Below are 20,200 nucleotides of genomic sequence, written 5' to 3'. Positions count from 1 at the left end.
CGTGAACAGGAGCAACAGCGCATTGGTTAACGCGGCGGCAAATCCGGCGCTTCAGCAGCGGCTGCGCGACGAGGCGCGGCGGCTCGGTTTCGTGGCGGTGGGGTTCACCGATGCGGCCGACGATCCGCTGCGCGCCCGCCGCCTGCACCAATGGCTGGGCGAGGGGCATCACGGCGCGATGGACTGGATGGCCACCCGCGCGCACCAGCGGCAGGGGCCGCAAAGCCTGTGGCCGGCAGCGCGCTCGGTGATCGCGTTTGGTATGGCCTACACGCCCGGCGGCGACCCGCTGGCGCTGGCCGACCACCCCGAACGCGCGCGGATTTCGGTCTATGCGCAAGGGCGCGATTATCACGATACGGTGAAAAAGGCGCTCAAGGCCCTCGCCCGCTGGCTGATGGCGGAGGCGCCCGACACCGAATTGAAGGTGTTCGTCGATACTGCGCCGGTCATGGAAAAGCCGCTGGGCGAGGCGGCGGGGATCGGCTGGCAGGGCAAGCATACCAACCTTGTCAGCCGCGAGCACGGCAGCTGGCTGTTCCTCGGCGCGATCTACACGACGATTGCGTTCGCGCCAGACAAGCCGCACCGCGACCTGTGCGGCTCGTGCCGCGCGTGCCAGGATGCCTGCCCCACCGCCGCCTTTCCCACGCCCTACCGGCTCGATGCGCGGCGGTGCATTTCCTATCTGACGATCGAACATTCCGGTCCGATCCCCGAGGAATTCCGCACCGCGATCGGCAACCGCATCTATGGCTGCGACGATTGCCTCGCCGTGTGCCCGTGGAACAAGTTCGCCGATGCCGCCGCGCGCCACCGCGCCTTCCTTCCGCGCGCCGAATTGGTCGCGCCGCGATTGGCGGAATTGCTGGCGCTGGACGATGCAGGCTTCCGCCGCCTGTTTGCCGGATCGCCGGTGAAGCGGATCGGGCGAAACCGCTTCGTCCGGAACTGTGCGATCGCTGCTGGCAATAGCGGCGATGTGGCCCTCAGAGCCCCGCTCAGCGCGTTGACGAGCGACGTTGACCCCGTGGTGGCCGAAGCCGCCCGATGGGCGCTCACGCGGCTTCCAGCGGCCTCCTAGACCAGGTCTTTCAGCGCCACCGCCGGGTCGGTCAGCAGCCTGCGGTCGGGCATCGCGCGCGCCTCGACCAGCTTGCGCCCGGCGACGTAATCCTTGACCATATTGACGCAGTCGAGCGCGATGACGCGGCCTTCCCTGAGGTAGATGACCGAGAATTTTCGCTCGGCCGGATCGCCGCGCACCACCGCCTCGTCATGGCCCAGTGACAGGCCGGCGGTCTGGAGCTTCAGATCGTACTGGTTCGACCAGAACCACGGGAAGGCGGCGTAAGGCTGCGGGTCGCCGCAGATCGCCTTGGCCGCGGTGGTCGCCATGTCATTGGCGTTCTGCACCGATTCGAGGCGGATCACCGCATTGTCGGCCCAGCGGCTGGCATGGGCCGCGCAGTCGCCGATGGCGTAGATATCGGGCAGCGTGGTGCGGCAATATTCATCGACATCGACCCCGTTGCCGCCCGCCGCGCCGGCCGCGATCAGCGGCCCGATCGACGGGACGATGCCGATGCCGACCACCACCAGGTCGGCCGGCAGCACGGCGCCATCGGCCAGCCGGACGCCCGTGACCTGCCCGCCTTCTCCCTCAACGCAATCGACCGCGGTTTCTAGCATCATGGTGACGCCGTGCGCGCGGTGTTCGCCCTCGTAAAACCGGCTGAGCGGTTCGCCCGCCACGCGCGCCAGCACGCGAGGCAGCGCCTCGATCACCGTCACCGCGCAGCCGAGCTTGGTCAGTACGGCAGCTGCCTCGAGACCGATATAGCCGCCGCCGATCACCACCGCCTGGGCCGCCCCAGCGTCGAGTTCGGCCATCATCCGGTCGACATCGGCGCGCGTGCGGACCGAGTGCACCCCGGCCAGGTCATTTCCGCCACACGAGAGCCGCCGCGCATCGCCGCCGGCAGCCCAGATCATCGTGCCATAGCCCATCCGGCACCCGTCATGCAGCTCAGCGCTATGGGCGGCCGAGTCCACAGCGACTACGCTGGCGCCCTGGATCAGCGCGATCTCCTTGTCGGCCCAGAACTGCGCCGGGCGGATAAGCAGCCGTTCGAACGGCTTTTCGCGGGCGAGATATTCCTTCGACAGTGGCGGGCGTTCATAGGGTAGTTCCGCCTCACGCCCGACGATCGCCACGCTGCCGGCAAAGCCATGCTGGCGCAGCGCAATGGCGGCTTGCGCCCCGCCATGCCCACTACCGACGATCAGTACATCAGCCCTGTCCATGGGCAGGGGATTGGCACAAAACCGCCCGACGTCAAGCAGGGGGTATCAAGCAGCGGGGCGCCAACCAGGCGGGGCAAGCAGCGCGCTATTGCCCGAGCAGGTTGCGCGCCTGGCTGGCGATCTGCGCCAGCATTGCCGGCTGCACCCTGCCCTGCTGCGCCCGGCCGATCACCGAACGGAACTGCCGCAGCCCCGCCTCATGATCGGCCGCCCAGGCTGCAACCACCGCCAGCGGATCGTCCTTGAACCCGCGTCGCCGCGCCAGTCGCCGCAGGAAATCGAGCCGCATCTGCTGGAAATCGCGCGCGAGGCCCGCGACCAGCAGCCGTTCCCACACGTCGGACGGATTCATCAGCGCGGCGGTGCCTTGCGCCCAGTCAAGCCCCATGCGCGCACCCAGATCGGTGAACGCGCCGGTCAGCGTGCGCGCCGCCATGCCGGTATCCTGCGCCAGCCGGGCGACGCCCACCGCGCCGTCGAGGTCGAACAGGTGGACCACCCGTGCGGCGATTTTCTCGGGCGCGCCGAGCGCCACCAGTTCCTGCGACAGCGCTTCGGACTGGGCACGGCTTTCGCTTGCCAGCAATTCGCCGGTACGGTCCGCGAGGCCGGCCACCGCCTTGCCCAGTTCGGCCACTACTACGGACGCCCCGCGTGTGCCGACACCGGCTCGCAGCAAATCAGCCATGTGGTTTCGCATGGCAACAGCCAGCCGGTCGAACAATGCGAGGCGCGCATCTTCGGGCATTGGCGCGGTCTCGATCTCGTCCCACAGCGGGTTGATACCGTAGAGCGCATCCGCCGCGACGAACGCCATCCCGACATGGTCGAGCGCGGCGCCTTCTTCCTCGGCCAGTTCGAACGGATGAACCATCCCCATACGGTTGATGATCCGGTTTGACAGCACCGTCGATATGATCTCGCGGCGGAGCTGGTGTTCGCGGATCTGCTTGGCGAATTTCGCCTGCATCCTCGTGGGAAAACTCGTCATCAGCGCCGGTTCGAGCAGCGGATCGTCGGGCAGCGTGCTCGCCTCGAACGCAGCCTGCAATACGAGCTTGGTGCTCGACAGCAGCACGGCGAGTTCTGGCCGCGTCAGGCCCACGCTATCGCCCGCGCGCCGCCGCAGCACGTCGCTCGGGGCGAGCCCTTCAGTCGCCCGGTCGAGCGCGCCGCTTTCTTCCAGCACCTCGATCAGCTGGATCTGGGCGGCCATCGCCCCGGCCCCGCCGCGTTCGGCGATCGACAGCGCCAGCGGCTGCTTGCGATTGTCGTCGAGCACCAGTTCGGCGACCTCTTCGGTCATCGATTCCAGCAGCGTATTGCGCGCCTTTTCCGACAGCTTGCCGGCGCGGCGCGCCGCGGCGAGCGCGATCTTGATGTTCACCTCGTTGTCGGAACAGTTCACGCCGGCTGAATTGTCGATGAAGTCGGTGTTGATCCGCCCGCCGGCGCCGTCCGCGCCGCGCAGCGCGAATTCGATCCGCCCGGCTTGCGTCACGCCCAGATTGGCCCCTTCGCCGATGACCCGCGCGCGCACCTCCTCGCCGGCGACGCGCAGCGCGTCGTTGGCCGGGTCGCCCACCTGCGGATCGGTTTCGGCGCTCGAACGGATATAGGTGCCGATGCCGCCGAACCACAGCAGCTCGACCGGCGCCTTGAGGATCGCCGAGATCAGCGCGTCAGGCTCGATTTCGGCCTGGTCGAGACCGAGCAGCTTTTTCGCCGCTGGCGGCAGCTTGATTGTCTTCTGCGTGCGCGACCAGACGCCGCCGCCCTTGGAAATCAGTGCCTTGTCGTAATCGTCCCAGCTTGACCGGGGCAGATCGAACAGGCGCTTGCGTTCCTGCCAGCTCGCCGCCGGATCGGGCGCGGGGTCGATGAAGATGTGCCGGTGATCGAACGCGGCCACCAGCTGGATCGCCTTGGATAGCAGCATCCCGTTGCCGAACACGTCGCCCGACATATCGCCGCAGCCGGCGACGGTGACGGGTTCGCGCTGGATGTCGATGCCCAACTCGCTGAAATGGCGCTGGACCGAAATCCACGCGCCGCGCGCGGTGATGCCCATTGCCTTGTGATCATAGCCGTTCGAGCCGCCGCTGGCGAAGGCATCGTCGAGCCAGAAGCCGCGTTCTTCGGCAATCGCATTGGCGGTGTCGGAAAAGCTCGCCGTGCCCTTGTCGGCGGCGACCACGAAATAGGGGTCGGGTCCGTCATGGACGACGACCGCTTCGGGATGAACCACCCGGTCCTTGACGATGTTGTCGGTGATCGACAGCAGGCTGCGGATGAACAGTTGATAGCTGGCCTTGCCCTCTGCCGCCCATGCCTCGCGGTCGCGCGCCGGATCGGGCAGTTGCTTGGGGTAGAACCCGCCCTTGGCGCCGGTCGGCACGATCACCGCGTTCTTGACCCGCTGCGCCTTCATCAGGCCGAGGATTTCGGTGCGGAAATCGTCGCGCCGGTCGGACCAGCGCAGGCCCCCGCGCGCGATCGGCCCGGCGCGCAGGTGGATGCCCTCGACCCGGCGCGAATAGACGAACATCTCGCGCCAGGGCAGCGGGCGCGGCAGGCCGGGCACCTTGGCCGAATCGAACTTGAACGCCAGCGCTTCTGCCGCTGCGGGGGCAAAGGCGTTGGTCCGCAACATCGCTTCGACCAGCGCGTGATAGAGCCTGAGCAGCCGGTCGTCGTTGATCGCCGCCACCTTGCCGAGACCGGTGCGGATGGCCTCGCGCGCGGCATTGGCAGCCTCGTGGCGATCCCCGGCAAAGGCGGGGTCGTGCAGCGCGACAAACAGGTCGATGATTGGCCGGGTGACCTGCGGCGCGCGGGCCAGCGCATCGACCACGGTATAGATCGTGTAGCCGAGCCCGGTCTGGCGCAGATAGCGATAGAAGGCGCGCAGCCATTCGGCCTCGCGCGCGGCGAGCCCGGTCGAGACCACCAGCCGGTTGAACGAATCGTCCTCGGCATTGGCATTGAGCACGGCGGCAATCGCCTGTTCGATCGCGGCGCCGCGTTCGAGCAGCGGGGCGGTGCCCTCGCCCGCGGGCAGCTCGAGCTCGAAATCGTGGACCGTGCCGAGGCGGCCCTCGTCGAGCTTGGTCGGCTGTTCCTGCAGCACCCGGAAGCCGAAATTCTCCAGCGCCGGGACCGCATCGGACAGCGGCAGCACCCCTTCGTGCTGGTAGATTTTCAGCCGCAAATGGCCGGGCGCGTCGCGGTCAAGCCGGTAGAGCCGCACCGCGCGGTGGCAGGCATCCTCGGCGCCTTCGTGGCTGGCCAGCGTCCGCAGCCGGTCGATGTCACGCGCCGCCTCGTGCGCGCCGTAGCGTGAACGATAGGCCAGCGGAAACGCCTCGGCATAGCGGCCGGCAATCGCCGCGGCGCGGCCCGGCTCCATTCCGGCGGCGAGTTCGGTTTCGACCGCCTCGCCCCAACCGCGCAGCATCTCGGTGATTTCGGTGTTGAGCGCGGCTTCATCGGGGATCGACCCGCCATCGCGAATGTCGAACACGAAGCGCAGCATGGCGATATTGCCGCCTTCGACGAGCAGCGACCATTCGAGCACCTCGGACCCCGAGGCTTCGGCCAGGCGCTCGGTAATCCGCTGGCGCACCTCGGTCGATATCAGGTCGCGCGGCAGCCAGACGAAGGCGAACAGATGGCGCGAGAGCGGCGATTCGACCAGCGCCAGGCGCGGGCGGGGGCGATCGACCAGGCTCATCATCGCGGTGGTCACCCGCTCCAGATCGGCCGGCTCGAAACCGATGATGAGATCATGCGGCAATGCGGTCAGCGCATGGACCAGCGACTTGCCGGTATGGCCGCCCGCATCGAGATCGAGCGCGTCGAGCAGATGCGCCAGCGACTTGCGCAGCACGGGCACCTGCTGCGGCGGCGTGGCGAGTGCGGCGCTGGTCCAGACCCCGGCATGGACCGACAGCGCGCTGACCATCTTGCCCTCGATGATCGGCACGAGGAACAGGTCGAGCGGCACCCGGCGGTGGACGTTGCTGGTGAGGTTCGCCTTGATGATCAGCGGTGCGGCCTCGATCCCGCGCTGGTCGAACCAGGCAAAGGCGCGGTCGTAGGTGACATCGGCCAGCAGGCTTTTGGCGCTCTTGCGGCAGATGCCGAGTGCCTCGCTCTGCCTGCCGTCACGGTCGCGGGTGAGGTGGCCGAGCAAGGTCAGCGCCCCCTGTTCGAGCCAGCTCAGCAATTGCGCGGGTTCGGGATCAGCCATCCGCGCGGCATCGTCGCGCATCGCCGCGCGCATCGCCTGCCAGTCAGCCACGGCGGCGCGGACATCGGCCAGCGTGGTGCGCAGCGCCTGTTCGATATCGCGCCGGGTGCGGGCATCGACGCGCTGGGTTTCGATGTAGATCATCGATTCGTAATCGGCGTCATCCTCGTCCGTCGACGGGATTGCGGTGAGCGCGCCAGCGGCGGACCGCTCGATCGGGACGACGGGGTGGATCAGCCGGTCAATCGCCAGACCGTGCGCAGCAATCGTCGCCGCGACCGAATCGACCAGAAACGGCATATCCCGGTTGACCAGCGCGATCCGCATGTAACGCCGTTCCTCGCTGGCCGATTGGAGCGCGATGCCCGCATCGTCAGCGGTGCGGGTGGTGGCGGTTTCGAGCAGGAAGGCGGCGGCTTCTCGCGCCCGTTCGGCAGGCAGCGGGGTATCGCCTGGAAGGATCGATTCGCGCAGCCGTTCGGCCAGTTCGTCCAGCATCGCGCCGGTGGCAGCGCCGGCCTTCGTGCGCGGCTTGGCCGGGGTGCTGGTCTTGGTTGTCTTGTGCGGCGTCTTGCCGGTAGTCGAAGCCATGGTCGGTCATGTCCCGTCGCCCGTGCGGGCTCTTCTAACTGGTGAAGGAATATCAGCCATCGGCCGCCCGATGCAGCCCCGCCGGCGATAGGCGCGGCCCCGCAAGGCCGCAAGCGCCGTAGCGGAAAACCGCGCAGCTAGTGGGGCGGCGCGGCGCCCAGCGTTGCCATCGCCAGCTCGAGCGAGCGAATGCGCGCGGCGGGATCGAAGGCGGCGCCCGAAAAGAGGATCTCGTCGGCACCCGTGCGTTCGATGAACCGCGCCACGCGCTCCTGTACTGTCGCAGGGCTGCCGATGGCGCTGGCCTGTGCCAGATGGTCGAGCATTGCCTGCGCCTGTCCCGGCAGGCTGGCGCGATAGTCGGCAACCGGCGGCGGCAATTTGCCCGGATTGCCGGTGCGCAGCCGGACGAAGCTCTGCTGCTGCGAGGAGGCGAGAAATTCGGCTTCCTCGTCGGTGTCAGCGGCGAACAGCGTCATCGCCGCCATCACATAAGGCCGGTCGAGCGCGGCCGAAGGGCGGAATGTGCGGCGATAGAGGTCGAGCGCGCCGTCCAGATGATCGGGCGCGAAATGGCTGGCAAAGGCGTAGGGCAGGCCGAGCTGCGCGGCCAGCTGCGCCCCGAACAGGCTCGAACCGAGCATCCACAGTTCGACCTGGGCACCGGCGCCGGGGGGCGCCTGCACCGTCAGCCGGGGATCGGCGGCGAACAAGGCCTGCAATTCGACCACGTCCTGAGGGAAGCGTTCGGCGGCAATGCGCGGATCCTTGCGCAAGGCCGCGGCGATCCGCCCATCAGCCCCCGGTGCACGGCCGAGGCCGAGATCGACCCGCCCCGGAAACAGCGCATCGAGCGTGCCGAACTGTTCGGCAATGACGAACGGATTGTGATTGGGCAGCATGATCCCGCCCGCGCCGATGCGGATGGTGCGCGTCGCCTGGCCGATATGGCCAAGCACCACGCTGGTCGCCCCGCCGGCGATGCCGTCCATCGCGTGATGTTCGGCCACCCAGAACCGCTTGCACCCGGCCCGCTCGGCGGCGTGGGCGAACCGCGCCGCCTCGGCCAGCGCCTCGGCCACAGTGCCGCCTTCGCGCACGGGAACCAGATCGAGCACGGAAAACGCGGTCATCGGCCGCTCACCGACCGGGCGCGGGCGTGGCGGGAGCGGGCGGCAATTGCGCCAGATAGCCCTGCGCGATGCCCGCCGCCTCGCTTCCGGGCGCGACGGCGACGACGGATTGCCAGCTCAGCCGGGCGGCGTTCTCGTCACCGGCGAGCATGGCAATGACCCCGGCTTCAAGGCCGATTTCAGGATCGCCGGGCGCAAAACCTGCTGCCTCCACGATCAACGCCTGCGCGGTGTCGAGCGACCCCAAACGGCGCTCAAGCGTCGCGGACAGCAGCCACAGCGGCGCATTGCGCGGCAGATCGGCGCGGGCGCGGGCGAGCACGCTGCGCGCCTCGGCCAGCCGCTCGAGTTCGACCAGCAGCGCGGCCCGGTCGGCCAAAGCGGCGGACAGCAGTTCGGTCGCCCCGGCGGTCCGCGCCTCGCCCTCGGCCTCGACCAGCAGCGGCAGCGCTGCCTCGCGCTCGCCGCCGGCGCTGATCGCGGCAGCGGCGAGGATACCGAGACGCGCGCGATAGGCAGGCTCGGCGGCCCGTGACCGCCCTTCGACGAAGCTCGCCCCGGCCGCAGCCCATTGCTCGCGCGCGGCCAGCGCAATGCCGAGGCAATGATGCGCGGCGGCCGAATTGGGCAATTCCGCCACCCAGCCGCGGGCAGCCTGTTCCCCCTCCGCGGCATCGGCGGTAATTCTGCGCAGGCAGGTGGCGAGGCGCGGGTCCGCTGGCACGGCGGGTGCCGGGGCTGACGCCGGCGCTGCGGGCGCGCGCGGAATCGGCAGCGGTTCGAGCGGAAACCCGCCCGGCGCAGGGCCGACCTGAGCGAAGATCAAGAGCAGCGGGGCGATCATGCGGTCTCTCCGGCAATGCGGCCAAGCATCGCGGCCACGGTGTCATGTAGCAGCGCGATGTCCTCGTCGCGTGACAGGCGGTGGTCGCCATCCTTGACCAGCACCACCTGTACCGCGTCCGAACGCAGCGCTTCGGCGAGCCGCAGGCTGGTGGCCCACGGCACGTCCGCGTCGCGCTGGCCGTGCAGCAGCGTCACCGGGCAGGTCAGCGCGATCGGGCTGGCGAGGCGGCGCTGCGCCTGCCCGTCGGCCCAGAACCGAGCATGGGTCGGCGTCGGCTCGGGGCCATAGGGGTTGTCGGCATAGAGCGTCTCGCCCGCCGCCAGCAGGCCCTGTTCGGGCAAGGTGAAGCCCCATTCGGTGAAATCAGGCGCGGCGGCGATGCCGATCATGCCGGCGAGTCGCGCGCCCAGCGCCTCGCCCACCAGCAGCATCAGCCAGCCGCCCATCGATGAGCCGACCAGCAGCACCGGCCCGGTATCGACCGCATCGATCAGCGCCAGCACCTCGTCGCGCCAGCGGCTGAGCGTGCCTTCGGCAAAATCTCCATCGCTCTGCCCGCAGCCCGAATAATCGAGCAGCAGACAGGCGCGCCCATCGGCCAGCGCCCGGCCCATCAGCGCCTCGGCCTTGCTGCCGGCCATGTCCGACATATAGCCGGGCAGGAACACCAGCAGCGGCCCGGTGCCCGGAATGTGGTGATAGGCGATCCGGCGCCCGTCGGGCAGCGTATGACAGGAAACATCGTGCATCGCTGCCATCATGCGGCGGCGCGCCGCGCGGCGCAACCGCCAGCCTTGAAGGCGCGCGCCGCGGGCACTAGGGCTGCGCCCATGTCCGAGATGTTCAAAATTTCCCTGCCCGACGGTTCGCTGCGCGAAATGCCCGCCGGCAGCTCGCCTGCCGATGTCGCCGCCGCGATCGGCCCCGGCCTCGCCAAGGCGGCGATTGCCGCGCGCGTTAACGGGGAACTGCGCGATCTCACCCGCCCATTCGACGGCGATGCCGCGCTGGCACTGGTGACAGCCCGCGACGAGGCCGATGCGCTGGAACTCGCCCGGCACGATTACGCCCATGTGCTGGCCGAAGCGGTCCAGCACCTGTTCCCGCGCACGCAGATCACGTTCGGCCCGGCGACCGAAGACGGGTTCTATTACGATTTCGCCCCCGATCCGGCGCGCGGCCCGTTCACCGAGGAAGACCTGCCGGCGATCGAAGCCGAAATGCGCCGCATCATCGCCGCCGACAAGCCGCTGCGCCGCGAGGTGTGGGACCGCGAGGATCTGATCGCCAAATGGCGTGCGCAGGGCGAAACCTACAAGGCGGAATGGATCGCCGAACTGCCCGAAGACAGCGAGATAACGGTCTATCATTCGGGTGACGGCTGGTATGACCTCTGCCGCGGGCCGCATCTGCCCAGCACCGGGCGGCTCGACCCCCATGCCTTCAAGCTGACCCGCGTATCGGGCGCCTATTGGCGCGGTGACCAGTCGAACGCGATGCTCAGCCGCATCTACGGCACCGGCTGGCTCAACAAGAAGCAGCTCGACGCGCACCTCACGCGGCTGGAAGAAGCCGCCAAGCGCGATCACCGCAAGCTGGGGCAGGAAATGGACCTGTTCCATTTCCAGGCCGAAGCGCATGGCAGCGTCTTCTGGCACCCCAAGGGCTATCGCATCTGGCGCGAGCTCGAAGCGTATATGCGCCGCAAGATGGACGGTGCGGGCTATCGCGAGATCAAGACCCCGCAATTGATGGATATCCGCCAGTGGGAACAGTCGGGTCACTGGGGCAAATATGCCGAGAACATGTTCGCGGTGCCCGATATCGTGCCCGAAGTGGACACCGAAGGCGCCGGGGCCGCACCGAAAGTCGCGCCCGATGCCGACTGGATGGCGATCAAGCCGATGAACTGCCCGGCGCACGTGCTGGTGTTCAAGCAGGGCATCACCTCGTACCGCGACCTGCCGATCCGGCTGGGCGAGATGGGCTGCTGCCACCGCAACGAACCGCACGGCGCGCTGCACGGCCTGATGCGCGTGCGCCAGTTCACGCAGGACGATGCCCATATCTTCTGCACCGAAGCGCAGGTGGTCGAGGAGGTGCGTGCCTTCTGCGCGCTGGCCGACGAGGTCTATCGCGATTTCGGCTTCACCTATCACGTCAAGCTGGCGCTGCGCCCTGAAAAGCGGTTCGGATCGGATGCCGATTGGGACAAGGCCGAACAGGAAATGCGCGACGCCGTGGCCGAAGCGGGCATGGCCAACGACCAGTATGGCTGGGAAGAACTGCCCGGCGAAGGCGCGTTCTATGCGCCCAAGCTCGAATGGCATCTGACCGACGCGATCGGTCGCACCTGGCAGGTCGGCACCATCCAGGGCGACCGGGTGCTGCCTGAACGGCTCGATGCGAGCTATGTCGGCGAGGATGGCGAACGCCACCGCCCCGTCATGCTCCACCGCGCGATCTTTGGCAGCTACGAACGCTTCATCGGCATATTGATCGAACATTTCGCCGGGCGGCTGCCCGTGTGGCTGGCGCCGGTGCAGGCGGTAGTGGCGACCATCGTGTCGGACGCCGATGGCTATGCCCAGCAGGTGACCGAACAGCTGCGCGGCGCGGGCATCCGGGTCGAAACCGACCTCAGGAACGAGAAGATCAACTACAAGGTGCGCGAACACAGCCACGCTAAGGTTCCGCACCTGCTGGTGGTCGGCAAGCGCGAGGCCGACGAAGGCACCGTTGCGCTGCGAACGCTGGGCGCCGAGCACCAGCGGGTCATGCCACTGGCCGAAGCGATCGCGCTGCTGACCGAGGCGGCCACGCCGCCCGATCTCAAAGGAGAGTGAGATGAAGTCTATTGCTCCACGGCCGTCGCCATGTTGCTGGCCGGGTGCCAGCAAGCACCGCAGAGCGCGCAGGAGGCTGGCGCCACGGTGGATGCCGCCGCGGCCGAGGCCCGGACCGAGGCGCAGGCCGCCTATGACCGGGTCAACTAGCGGATGCACGAGGGGATGGCGCGGATCCACGTCAATCCCGACACCGCCTTCATGCGCGGCATGATCGCCCACCATAAGGGCGCCATCGAGATGAGCGAAGTGGCGCTCAAATATGGCAAGGATCCCGAGGTGCGCGACCTTGCCCAGCGGATCATCGCCGCGCAGAAGGGCGAGATTGCCGAAATGGAAGCATGGCTGGCGGCGCGTGGACCCGCGGCAGAAGCATCGGCAGCGCCGGGCACCCCCGCACCCGGGACGGATCATTCAAACCACTAGAGCAGTATCAGAAGTGCGGCAGCGCCGGGCCGGCCAGCGCCAGCGCCAGCGCGCAGCCCGCAATGATCACCGAGCGCGCCAGATCGTGCAGCGGCAGCCGGGCGGTATGATGCTGGGCAAGGGCGATTGCGCGGGCCATGGCCCGCTTGTCTCCCTTCTCCTGCTAACAAAGCGTTAAGCCCGCCAGCCTGCCGTCGGCATCTGCTGGCTCGCACAGTGAAACCCGCCGCCGCCGGCCAGCACCGCGTCGGCGGGCAGGCCGATCACCGCGCGGTCGGGGAACAATTCGCCAATCGCCGCGACCCCATCCGCATCGTGCAGCGAGCCGAAGGTCGGCACCACCACCAGATGGGTCGTGATGGCGAAATTGGCGTAGCTGGCCGGCTCGACGAAATCGCCGCGCGTGATCAGGCCGGGAGAGGGTATCTCGCGCACGGATACGCCGAACGCCTCCGCCCGCGCCTTGGCATCGGCATAGATCGCGGCATTGGGATCGCCCGTCCCCGTTGCCCGGGGCAGCGTCAGCACGCCCGGCGCGACGAAGCGAGCGAGGTTGTCGACATGGCCATCGGTGTGATCGTTCAGCAGCCCGTCGCCGAGCCACAAAACGCGGGTAAAGCCGAGCGCGTCGGTGAGGCCCTGCTGGATCTCCGCGCGGCGCATCTGCGGGTTGCGGTTGGGGTTGAGCAGGCACTGCTCGGTGGTCACCACCAGCCCCGTTCCGTCCCCGTCAATCGCGCCGCCTTCCAGCACCCAGTCATACGCGGTGACGGGCAGGGCGGCATCCTCTGCCAGCTCGGCGCCGATCGTCTCGTCGCCCGGCATCAGATATTTGCCGCCCCAGCCATTGAAGCCGAACCGGCGCGCCGCGCGCGTGCCATCGGGCGCGGAGACCACCAGCGGCCCGGTATCGCGCAGCCAGATATCGCCATAGGCGCGCTGTTCGAGCGTCACCTGTTCGCTGACCAGCATCCGCGCGCGCTGCTCGTTGGCCGCGTCGCGGACCATAAGCCGCACCTCTTGCCCGCTTTCGGCGACCGCATTGGCAAAAGCGGCGATCTGTTCCTGTGCGCGCGGCAGCACGCCGGGCCACTCATCGCCGTCATGCGGAAAGCCAATCCACAGCCAGTCCTGCGGCGCCCATTCGGGCGGCATGATCGCCGTCATCGCGCCGCTCAGCAGCCGCGTGTGCCAGCGGCGCAGCTTTGGTCGCGCGTGCCGCGAAACTCGTCGCCCTCGCGCCAGTTGGGCCAGGCGCTGTCATTGCCGATCATGCGGCCGAGCCGGTAATAGAGCTGCAAATCCTGCATCACCCCGCTCCAGTCCCAGGCGGGATCGAATTCGTCGCCCGGCCGGTGATAGCGGTTGGCGCGGTAGTCGGCATCGGCCGCTGCGCCCGCCGCACGCCCTCCCGTGACGAGATCCTGCCCGCCCTTGACGTAGAGCATCGGCACGCCGCGCTTGGCGAGGCTGAAATGGTCGGAGCGGTAATAATAGCCCGCCTGCGGATTGGCATCGGGCGTGCCCGCGCGGCCCTGTTCGGCCAGCGCGCGGGCGAGGTAATCGTCGAGCGCGCTCTTGCCGCCGCCGATCACCCCGACATCGCGCGACGGCCCGGCGAGCGACAATGCGTCCATGTTCACGCCGCCTGCCGTCTGCGCCAGCGGGAACACCGGGTTGGCGGCATAGTATTCACTGCCAAGCAGACCCGATTCTTCCCCCGTCACGGCAAGGAACACCTGGCTGCGCGCGGTCGGGCCGGCCTTCACATGCGCTTTGGCAAGCGCGATGAGCGCGGCGGTGCCGCTGGCATTGTCGACCGCGCCATTGCAGATATCGTCGCCGTCCGGATCGGGGGTGCAGCGCCCGAGATGGTCCCAATGCGCGGTGTGGAGGACATATTCATCCGGCCGGGACCGCCCCGGCAGCACGCCGATGACGTTCTTCGAGGCGAACCGCCGCAAATCGTTGGCGAACGAGGTGCTGGCCGTCACCCCCAGCGGAACGGCCCGGAACCCCGGACGAGCAGCGGCGGCCGACAGCGTCGCCAGATCACCCTTCGCCGCGCGCGCCAGCAATCGTTCGGCCGCAGCCTTTTGCAGCCAGCCATTGATTGCGGTCTGGCTGGCCCCGCCATCGGCGCGCCGGGGATAGACCTGCGGCCCGGTCCAGCTCGATTCGACCACGTTCCAACCATAAGCCGCCGGGTAGGTGTCGTGCACGATCAGCGCGCCTGCCGCGCCCTGCCGGGCGGCTTCCTCGAACTTGTAGGTCCAGCGGCCGTAATAGGTCATCGCCTTGCCGCCGAACGGGCCGGTGAGGTCGCTCGCCATGTAATCGGGATCGTTGACCAGGATCACCGCGGTCTTGCCGCGCATGTCGATCCCTTCGTAATCGTTCCAACCCTTTTCCGGCGCGACGATGCCGTAACCGACGAAAACGAGCTCGCTATTGTCCAGCGCGGTGCGGGCGCCTTCGCGATAGGTCACGCCGACCCAGTCGCTGGCGAAGGCGAAGCTGTCGCTCCCGCCCGCGCCGCGCACCACCAGCGGCGCATGATCGCGGCCGGTGATCTCGACCAGCGGCACCTCCTGAAACCACGAACCATTATTGCCGGGCTTGAGGCCGACCGCGGCAAACCGCTCGACCAGATAAGCTAGCGTCTTGTCCTCGCCCTCGGTGCCCGGCGCGCGGCCGGCGAAGGCGTCGGACGACAGGATACGGGTGGCCTCCTTGATCGTCGCCTCGCTCAGCGCGCCTTGCACCGGTTCGGCCGGCGTGGCGGTGGTCACGCAGGCGCTCAGCGACAGTGCGGCAGCGCCGGCAAGCAGCAAACGGTTCATCGGCCTCATCCCCATGGTTTCGTGGTCTGACACCCCTTTGCCGGAGCGCGGGGCGACACTCAAGCGCGCGGCTTGCGCCCGCCCGACAGAGCGGGCAGGGCAGCGCCCATGGATGGCGAGTGGCAGAACGCGATCAGCCGCGCACAGGCGCACGCGCCGTTCCTTGCCCAGGCACTGGCCCGCCAGCCCGAGCTGGCCGCGTTGTTGGCTGGGGGCGAAGGCGAGGCGGCGCTGGCTTGGGCGAAAGCTGCCGGGGCGGACGCGGCCGATCCCGGCATTGCGCTCCGGCGCGAGAAGCTGGCGCTGGCCACCGCGCTGGCGATTGGCGATCTTGCCGGAGCGTATCCTTTGGCCAGAGTGGTGGGCGAGCTGTCCGCCTTTGCCGACCGCGCGCTTGATAGCGCGATCACAGCGGCGATGGGCAAGCGCGTGCCGGGTGCCACCAGCGACGGCTTCTTCGCGCTGGCACTGGGCAAACATGGCGCGGACGAGCTCAATTACAGCTCGGATATCGACCCGATCCTGCTCTACGATCCCGACCGTATGGCCCGGCGCGAGCGGGACGAGCCGGGCGAGGCGGCGCAGCGTTATGCGCGCGAAATCGTCCGTCTGCTCGGCGACAATACCGCCGACGGATATGTCTTCCGCGTCGATCTGCGGCTCCGCCCGGCCTCCGAAATCAGCCCGCCCGCGCTGCCGGTGGCAGGCGCGCTGAGCCATTATGAAAGTTCGGCGCTGCCGTGGGAACGCGCCGCCTTTATCCGCGCGCGCGCGGCGGCGGGCGATCTTGCGGCGGGCGAGGATTTCCTCGCGCAGATCCGCCCCTTCGTCTGGCGGCGGAGCCTCGATTTCGGCGCGATCGACGAAATCCGCCAGCTCACCCGCCGCATCCGCACCGCGCATCGCGGACCGGCCGCGCCAGGCCCGGGCTTCAGCCTCAAGCATGGGCGCGGCGGCATCCGCGAGATCGAATTCTTCGCCCAGACGCATCAGCTGATCCACGGCGGTCGCGATGCGTCGCTACGCTGCCGGGGCACGCGCGCTGCGCTCGACGCGCTGGCCGCGGCAGCGATCATCAGCGCCACCGACGCCGACGAGATGGGCGCCGCCTATGACCGGCTGCGCACGCTCGAACACCGGCTGCAGATGGTCGCCGACCAGCAAACGCACGAGCTGCCGGTGGATGGCCCAGCGCTCGACAATGTCGCCCGGCTTGACGGGCTGGCGGACGGGCCGGCGCTGATTGCGGAGCTGGACGCGCTGACCGAGCAGGTCGGCGGGCGCTTCGATACGCTGATCGCGGACGAGGGCGGCGCTGATGGTGGTCTGCACCCTGCCGCGCAGCCCGATCTCGCCGCGGCTCTCGGCTTTGCGGACGAGGCCCAGCTCGCCGCGCGGATCGAGGGGTGGAGCGACGGGCGGTACCGCGCATTGCGCACCGAAAGCGCCCGGCGCGCCTTTGCCGCGCTGCTGCCGCAGCTCTTGCCGGCGCTGGCAGACGCGCCTGATCCCCCCGGCGCGCTGCTGCGCTGGGAACGCCTGCTCGCCGCCGCCCCCTCGGCGATCAACCTGTTCCGCCTGCTCGAAGCGCGGCCCGCGCTGCTCGACCAGCTGATCACCATCCTGACGCTCGCCCCCCCGCTGGCCGAGAAACTGGCGCGGCGCCCGGCGCTGCTCGACACGCTGATCGACCATTCGGCTTTCGACCTGCCGGGCGATACCGGCGCGCTGGCCGCGCGCATGGCGGTGGTCGAAGGCGCGCACGATTACGAGGCGGTGCTCGACCGGATTCGGGTGGTCACCGGTGAAACGCGCTTTGCGCTCGGTGTGCAATTGATCGCCGCCGCGCAGGATCCGGCCGACATTGCCGCCGCCCTGGCGCGCACGGCCGAGGCGGCGATCCGCACGGCTTTGTCCGCTACCGAGGCGGAGTTTGCCGCGACGCATGGGCGTATCGCGGGCGGCGCGCTGCTGGTGCTTGGCCTTGGCCGGCTGGGCGGCGGGGCGCTGACCCATGCCTCCGATCTCGACCTGATCTATCTGTTCAGCGGTTCGCACGAGAGCGAATCGGATGGCGCGCGGCCTTTGGGCGCGACGCTCTATTTCAACCGGCTGGCCCAGCGGGTCACCGCCGCGCTCAGCGTGCCGACCGCCGAGGGCGCCTTGTACGAGGTCGATACGCGGTTGCGGCCGCAGGGCAATCAGGGCCCGCTCGCCGCGAGCATCGAAAGTTTCGCCCGCTATCAGCGCGAGGATGCGTGGACGTGGGAGCATATGGCGCTGACCCGCGCGCGGGTGATCGCCGGGCCGCCAGCTGCCCGCGCCGAAGTCGAGGCGGCGATTGCCGAGGTGCTGGCGCGGCCGCGCGATGCTGTGCAGCTCAGGGCCGACGTGCTGGCGATGCGCGCCGAGATGGCAGCGCACAAGGCGCCCAAGGGGCCGCTTGACGTCAAGCTGCTGCGCGGCGGGTTGGTCGATCTCGAGTTCATCGTCCATTTCCTCCAATTACAGGGTGGCGCCGGGCTCGATCCGCATCTGCCGCAGGCGGTTGGCCTGCTGGTCGGGGCTGGCTTGCTGCCCCCGGCGCTCAGCGATGCCGAACAGCTGCTGGGCAAGGTGCTGGTCGCCGCGCGCCTGCTCGCGCTCGATCTGGCCGCGCCCTCGCCACCCGCCGCCGCCGCGCTGGCCCGTGCCTGCGGTCACAGTGATTATCCGGCGCTCCTTTCGGCGATCGGGCACGCGCGCGGCACGGTCGCGGCGGCGTGGGCGGGGATTTTCGGCGAACCTGTGGAGGATATATGATGGCTGGGATCGAACCGGGCGCGAGATTGCCCGCGATGGAACTCAACCTGGCCGATGGCGGGGTGCTCGACACCGCATCGCTCGGCAAGGCGGTGCTGTTCTTCTACCCCAAGGACAATACGCCCGGCTGCACCACCGAGGCCAAGGCCTTCAGCGAACTCGCCGGCGCCTTCGCCGAGCTTGGCGTGGCGGTCTATGGCATCAGCAAGGACAGCCTCGCGAAGCACCGGAACTTCATCGCCAAACACACCCTCGCCGTGCCGCTGGCGACCGACCACGAGGAAGCAGGCCTGTCCGATGCGCTCGGCATCTGGACCACCAAGAAGCTCTACGGGCGCGAATTCATGGGGCTCGTCCGCACAACCATCCTCACCGATGCGGACGGCCGCGTGGCGCGCGTCTGGCCGAAGGTCAAGGTCGCCGGCCATGCCGAGGAGGTGCTGGCGGCGGCCCGCGCGCTGTGACGCCGCCGCGTCGCAGCGTCGGGCAGGCGATCCGCGCGGCGCTGTTGACGCCAGGCGCGCGTGACAAGGTGTTGGCCGCCCGCGCCGCCGCGCGCGACTGGCGGCTCGGGCGGCTCGACATGGTGTTTGACTGCCCGATGCCGGACCAGCCTGCCTGGCCTGCGCGGCCGGTGCTGCTGCCCCCACGAGAGATGCCCAAACGTGCCGCAGGGGGCGGACCCGAAGCGCGAATCGCCCTGTGGCACGCGCTGGCGCATATCGAATTCGTCGCGATCGATCTCGCGCTCGATATGGCGGGGCGCTTCGGCGGGGCGACGGGAGAGGGTTTCGTGAGTGACTTCCTCGCGGTTGCCGCCGACGAGGCGATGCATTTCACGCTGCTCGACCGGCATTTGCGGCTGCTCGGCAGTTATTACGGCGCGCTGCCGGCGCATGACGGGCTGTGGCAATCGGCCGCCAAGACGCGGCATGATGTCGCCGCGCGGCTGGCGATCGTCCCGATGGTACTGGAGGCACGCGGCCTCGACGTCACGCCGGCGACGCTGGCCAAGGTTCGCCAGCATGGCGACAGGCGTGGGGCGCGCATCCTTGAGCGAATCCTTGACGACGAAATTCGCCACGTCGCCATTGGCATCAAACATTTTGTGAAGGTGGCCGGTGATAGCGCCCAACCGCCGCAAAACCTCTGGCAAGAGTTAGTAAAGTCTTACTTTCGGGGGGCGATTAAACCGCCGTTCAACGACTCAGCGCGCGCGGCAGCCGGTTTATCGCGGGAATGGTATGCCGCTATTGATTGGTAAGGATTTGACCGGTTAGTCCACAATCCATCAAGCCCGCGGGGGTTCCCAAGGGGTTGAATAAAATTTTCGCTCGGGGCCGGCGTTCGCCGGGGGATGGCGAAAAGGGGTCATCGGGGCTTCGGCGCCGACAAGAACGGGACGGGTCATTTGCCAGCTTTCCACGCCGCGCGCCGCATTCTTGCTGCATGTACTGCCGCTTTTCTTGCCATTGCCGCGCAGCCCGCGCTGGCCAATTCCAGCTCCGCCGAAATGGCCGCTCCGGTTCGTGAAGGGCAAGCTGCCCCGCTGACCGGCGGTGATGAACAGTTCCAGCAGCTCTTCGCCAGCTGGGGCACGCCGAATGCACCTTCGACGGTGGTGACCAGCGGCAATTCGGGCGGCGTTTCGGGCATCGTCGGCGCCCCGCGGATGGGCGTCTCGATCCCGTCGCGGATGCCGCTCGCCAGCGCCCGCCTGTCGAGCGATTTCGGCATGCGCAACCACCCCGTGATCGGCGGCCGCCGCGCACACAAGGGTATCGATCTCGCCAGCCCGACCGGCACGCCGATCTACGCCACGGCGGACGGTACGGTCGACATGGCGCAGGCCAACGGCGCCTACGGCCTTTATGTCCAGCTCGATCATGGCGGAGCGCTCGAAACCCGCTATGCTCACATGTCGCGCATCGCCGTCGCTGCCGGCCAGCGCGTCCGCAAGGGCGACATCCTCGGCTATGTCGGTTCGACCGGCCGCTCGACCGGCCCGCACCTCCACTATGAGGTGCGCGTCAACGGCGAAGCGGTGAACCCGATCCCGTACATGGTCGAAACCGAAGCGCAGGCGCGCCTCGCACTGGCCCCCGGCGAAGGCGGCATGGGCGGCGAATAAGCCCTAACGCACCGTTAAACCG

15 protein-coding genes are annotated in these 20,200 nt (G+C 68.6%); 7 read left to right on the top strand and 8 right to left on the bottom strand.

Annotated elements, in window-relative coordinates:
- The first annotated feature begins 22 nt into the window (after nt 1-22).
- Nucleotides 23-1,084 (top strand): tRNA epoxyqueuosine(34) reductase QueG, encoded by a 1,062-nt coding sequence (gene queG / locus ILT46_RS07010; RefSeq protein WP_199503964.1) that lies wholly within the window; start codon nt 23-25, stop codon nt 1,082-1,084.
- Here queG and ILT46_RS07005 read toward each other — a convergent pair.
- From ILT46_RS07005 to ILT46_RS06985, 5 genes are all read right to left on the bottom strand, one after another.
- Nucleotides 1,081-2,307 carry an NAD(P)/FAD-dependent oxidoreductase gene (locus ILT46_RS07005; protein ID WP_199503912.1) on the bottom strand — a complete coding sequence of 409 codons (1,227 nt, stop codon included), beginning with the start codon at nt 2,305-2,307 and terminating at the stop codon, nt 1,081-1,083. The genes queG and ILT46_RS07005 overlap by 4 nt on opposite strands.
- An 85-nt stretch (nt 2,308-2,392) precedes the next feature.
- The gene (locus ILT46_RS07000; RefSeq protein ID WP_199503911.1) at nt 2,393-7,150 is read right to left on the bottom strand and encodes an NAD-glutamate dehydrogenase; all 4,758 of its coding nucleotides are present in this window, start codon (nt 7,148-7,150) and stop codon (nt 2,393-2,395) included.
- Between the two features lie 137 nt (nt 7,151-7,287).
- Nucleotides 7,288-8,283 carry an LLM class flavin-dependent oxidoreductase gene (locus tag ILT46_RS06995; protein WP_199503910.1) on the bottom strand — a complete coding sequence of 332 codons (996 nt, stop codon included), beginning with the start codon at nt 8,281-8,283 and terminating at the stop codon, nt 7,288-7,290.
- Between the two features lie 7 nt (nt 8,284-8,290).
- Nucleotides 8,291-9,127, bottom strand: coding sequence for a hypothetical protein (locus ILT46_RS06990; protein WP_199503909.1), 837 nt, complete (start codon nt 9,125-9,127; stop codon nt 8,291-8,293).
- Nucleotides 9,124-9,879: an alpha/beta fold hydrolase gene (locus ILT46_RS06985; protein WP_199503908.1), complete on the bottom strand. Its 756-nt coding sequence runs from the start codon at nt 9,877-9,879 to the stop codon at nt 9,124-9,126. The genes ILT46_RS06990 and ILT46_RS06985 overlap by 4 nt, the downstream gene beginning before the upstream one ends.
- A gap of 81 nt (nt 9,880-9,960) precedes the next feature.
- Between ILT46_RS06985 and thrS the strand changes: the two genes are divergently transcribed.
- Both thrS and copM read left to right on the top strand, forming a co-directional pair.
- The gene (gene thrS / locus ILT46_RS06980) at nt 9,961-11,976 is read left to right on the top strand and encodes a threonine--tRNA ligase (RefSeq protein WP_199503907.1); all 2,016 of its coding nucleotides are present in this window, start codon (nt 9,961-9,963) and stop codon (nt 11,974-11,976) included.
- Between the two features lie 153 nt (nt 11,977-12,129).
- Nucleotides 12,130-12,402, top strand: coding sequence for a CopM family metallochaperone (gene copM / locus ILT46_RS06975; RefSeq protein WP_199503906.1), 273 nt, complete (start codon nt 12,130-12,132; stop codon nt 12,400-12,402).
- A 7-nt stretch (nt 12,403-12,409) separates the two neighbouring features.
- Here the strand turns inward: copM and ILT46_RS12295 are convergent, their stop codons facing one another.
- From ILT46_RS12295 to ILT46_RS06965, 3 genes are read right to left on the bottom strand one after another with little or no spacing between them, the layout of a single operon-like run.
- Nucleotides 12,410-12,541 carry a hypothetical protein gene (locus tag ILT46_RS12295; RefSeq protein ID WP_255528360.1) on the bottom strand — a complete coding sequence of 44 codons (132 nt, stop codon included), beginning with the start codon at nt 12,539-12,541 and terminating at the stop codon, nt 12,410-12,412.
- 35 nt (nt 12,542-12,576) lie between these two features.
- Complete coding sequence (locus tag ILT46_RS06970) at nt 12,577-13,569, bottom strand: agmatine deiminase family protein (RefSeq protein ID WP_199503905.1); 993 nt, start codon at nt 13,567-13,569, stop codon at nt 12,577-12,579.
- Between the two features lie 8 nt (nt 13,570-13,577).
- Entirely contained in the window at nt 13,578-15,245 is a 1,668-nt protein-coding gene (locus ILT46_RS06965) for a M28 family metallopeptidase (protein WP_199503904.1), read from the bottom strand.
- 108 nt (nt 15,246-15,353) lie between these two features.
- Between ILT46_RS06965 and ILT46_RS06960 the strand changes: the two genes are divergently transcribed.
- The 4 genes from ILT46_RS06960 (at nt 15,354) to ILT46_RS06945 (ending at nt 20,178) form a co-directional block, all read left to right on the top strand.
- Nucleotides 15,354-18,047 (top strand): bifunctional [glutamine synthetase] adenylyltransferase/[glutamine synthetase]-adenylyl-L-tyrosine phosphorylase, encoded by a 2,694-nt coding sequence (locus ILT46_RS06960; protein WP_199503903.1) that lies wholly within the window; start codon nt 15,354-15,356, stop codon nt 18,045-18,047.
- Nucleotides 18,047-18,511 (top strand): peroxiredoxin, encoded by a 465-nt coding sequence (locus tag ILT46_RS06955; protein ID WP_199503902.1) that lies wholly within the window; start codon nt 18,047-18,049, stop codon nt 18,509-18,511. The genes ILT46_RS06960 and ILT46_RS06955 overlap by 1 nt, the downstream gene beginning before the upstream one ends.
- Entirely contained in the window at nt 18,508-19,311 is an 804-nt protein-coding gene (locus tag ILT46_RS06950; RefSeq protein ID WP_199503901.1) for a ferritin-like domain-containing protein, read from the top strand. The genes ILT46_RS06955 and ILT46_RS06950 overlap by 4 nt, the downstream gene beginning before the upstream one ends.
- A 93-nt stretch (nt 19,312-19,404) precedes the next feature.
- A complete protein-coding gene (locus tag ILT46_RS06945; protein ID WP_199503900.1) occupies nt 19,405-20,178 on the top strand; it encodes a M23 family metallopeptidase in 774 nt (257 codons plus the stop codon).
- The last annotated feature ends 22 nt before the right edge of the window (nt 20,179-20,200 follow it).

This window comes from Qipengyuania sp. YIM B01966 (genome assembly GCF_016461955.1).
Classification (GTDB): domain Bacteria; phylum Pseudomonadota; class Alphaproteobacteria; order Sphingomonadales; family Sphingomonadaceae; genus QFOP01.
Note: the sequence above shows the minus strand (reverse complement) of the source record. Positions and strands in the feature narration are given on the sequence as shown.

What these genes read in the sequence shown, in the direction of transcription:
- ILT46_RS07005 (WP_199503912.1), bottom strand. Translation starts at nt 2,307, where the DNA reads ATGGACAGGGCTGATGTACTGATCGTCGGTAGTGGGCATGGCGGGGCG.
- ILT46_RS06955 (WP_199503902.1), top strand. Translation starts at nt 18,047, where the DNA reads ATGGCTGGGATCGAACCGGGCGCGAGATTGCCCGCGATGGAACTCAAC.
- ILT46_RS12295 (WP_255528360.1), bottom strand. Translation starts at nt 12,541, where the DNA reads ATGGCCCGCGCAATCGCCCTTGCCCAGCATCATACCGCCCGGCTGCCG.
- thrS (WP_199503907.1), top strand. Translation starts at nt 9,961, where the DNA reads ATGTCCGAGATGTTCAAAATTTCCCTGCCCGACGGTTCGCTGCGCGAA.
- ILT46_RS06990 (WP_199503909.1), bottom strand. Translation starts at nt 9,127, where the DNA reads ATGATCGCCCCGCTGCTCTTGATCTTCGCTCAGGTCGGCCCTGCGCCG.
- copM (WP_199503906.1), top strand. Translation starts at nt 12,130, where the DNA reads ATGCACGAGGGGATGGCGCGGATCCACGTCAATCCCGACACCGCCTTC.
- ILT46_RS06995 (WP_199503910.1), bottom strand. Translation starts at nt 8,283, where the DNA reads ATGACCGCGTTTTCCGTGCTCGATCTGGTTCCCGTGCGCGAAGGCGGC.
- ILT46_RS06945 (WP_199503900.1), top strand. Translation starts at nt 19,405, where the DNA reads ATGGCGAAAAGGGGTCATCGGGGCTTCGGCGCCGACAAGAACGGGACG.
- ILT46_RS06965 (WP_199503904.1), bottom strand. Translation starts at nt 15,245, where the DNA reads ATGAACCGTTTGCTGCTTGCCGGCGCTGCCGCACTGTCGCTGAGCGCC.
- ILT46_RS06970 (WP_199503905.1), bottom strand. Translation starts at nt 13,569, where the DNA reads ATGACGGCGATCATGCCGCCCGAATGGGCGCCGCAGGACTGGCTGTGG.
- ILT46_RS06960 (WP_199503903.1), top strand. Translation starts at nt 15,354, where the DNA reads ATGGATGGCGAGTGGCAGAACGCGATCAGCCGCGCACAGGCGCACGCG.
- ILT46_RS07000 (WP_199503911.1), bottom strand. Translation starts at nt 7,150, where the DNA reads ATGGCTTCGACTACCGGCAAGACGCCGCACAAGACAACCAAGACCAGC.
- ILT46_RS06985 (WP_199503908.1), bottom strand. Translation starts at nt 9,879, where the DNA reads ATGCACGATGTTTCCTGTCATACGCTGCCCGACGGGCGCCGGATCGCC.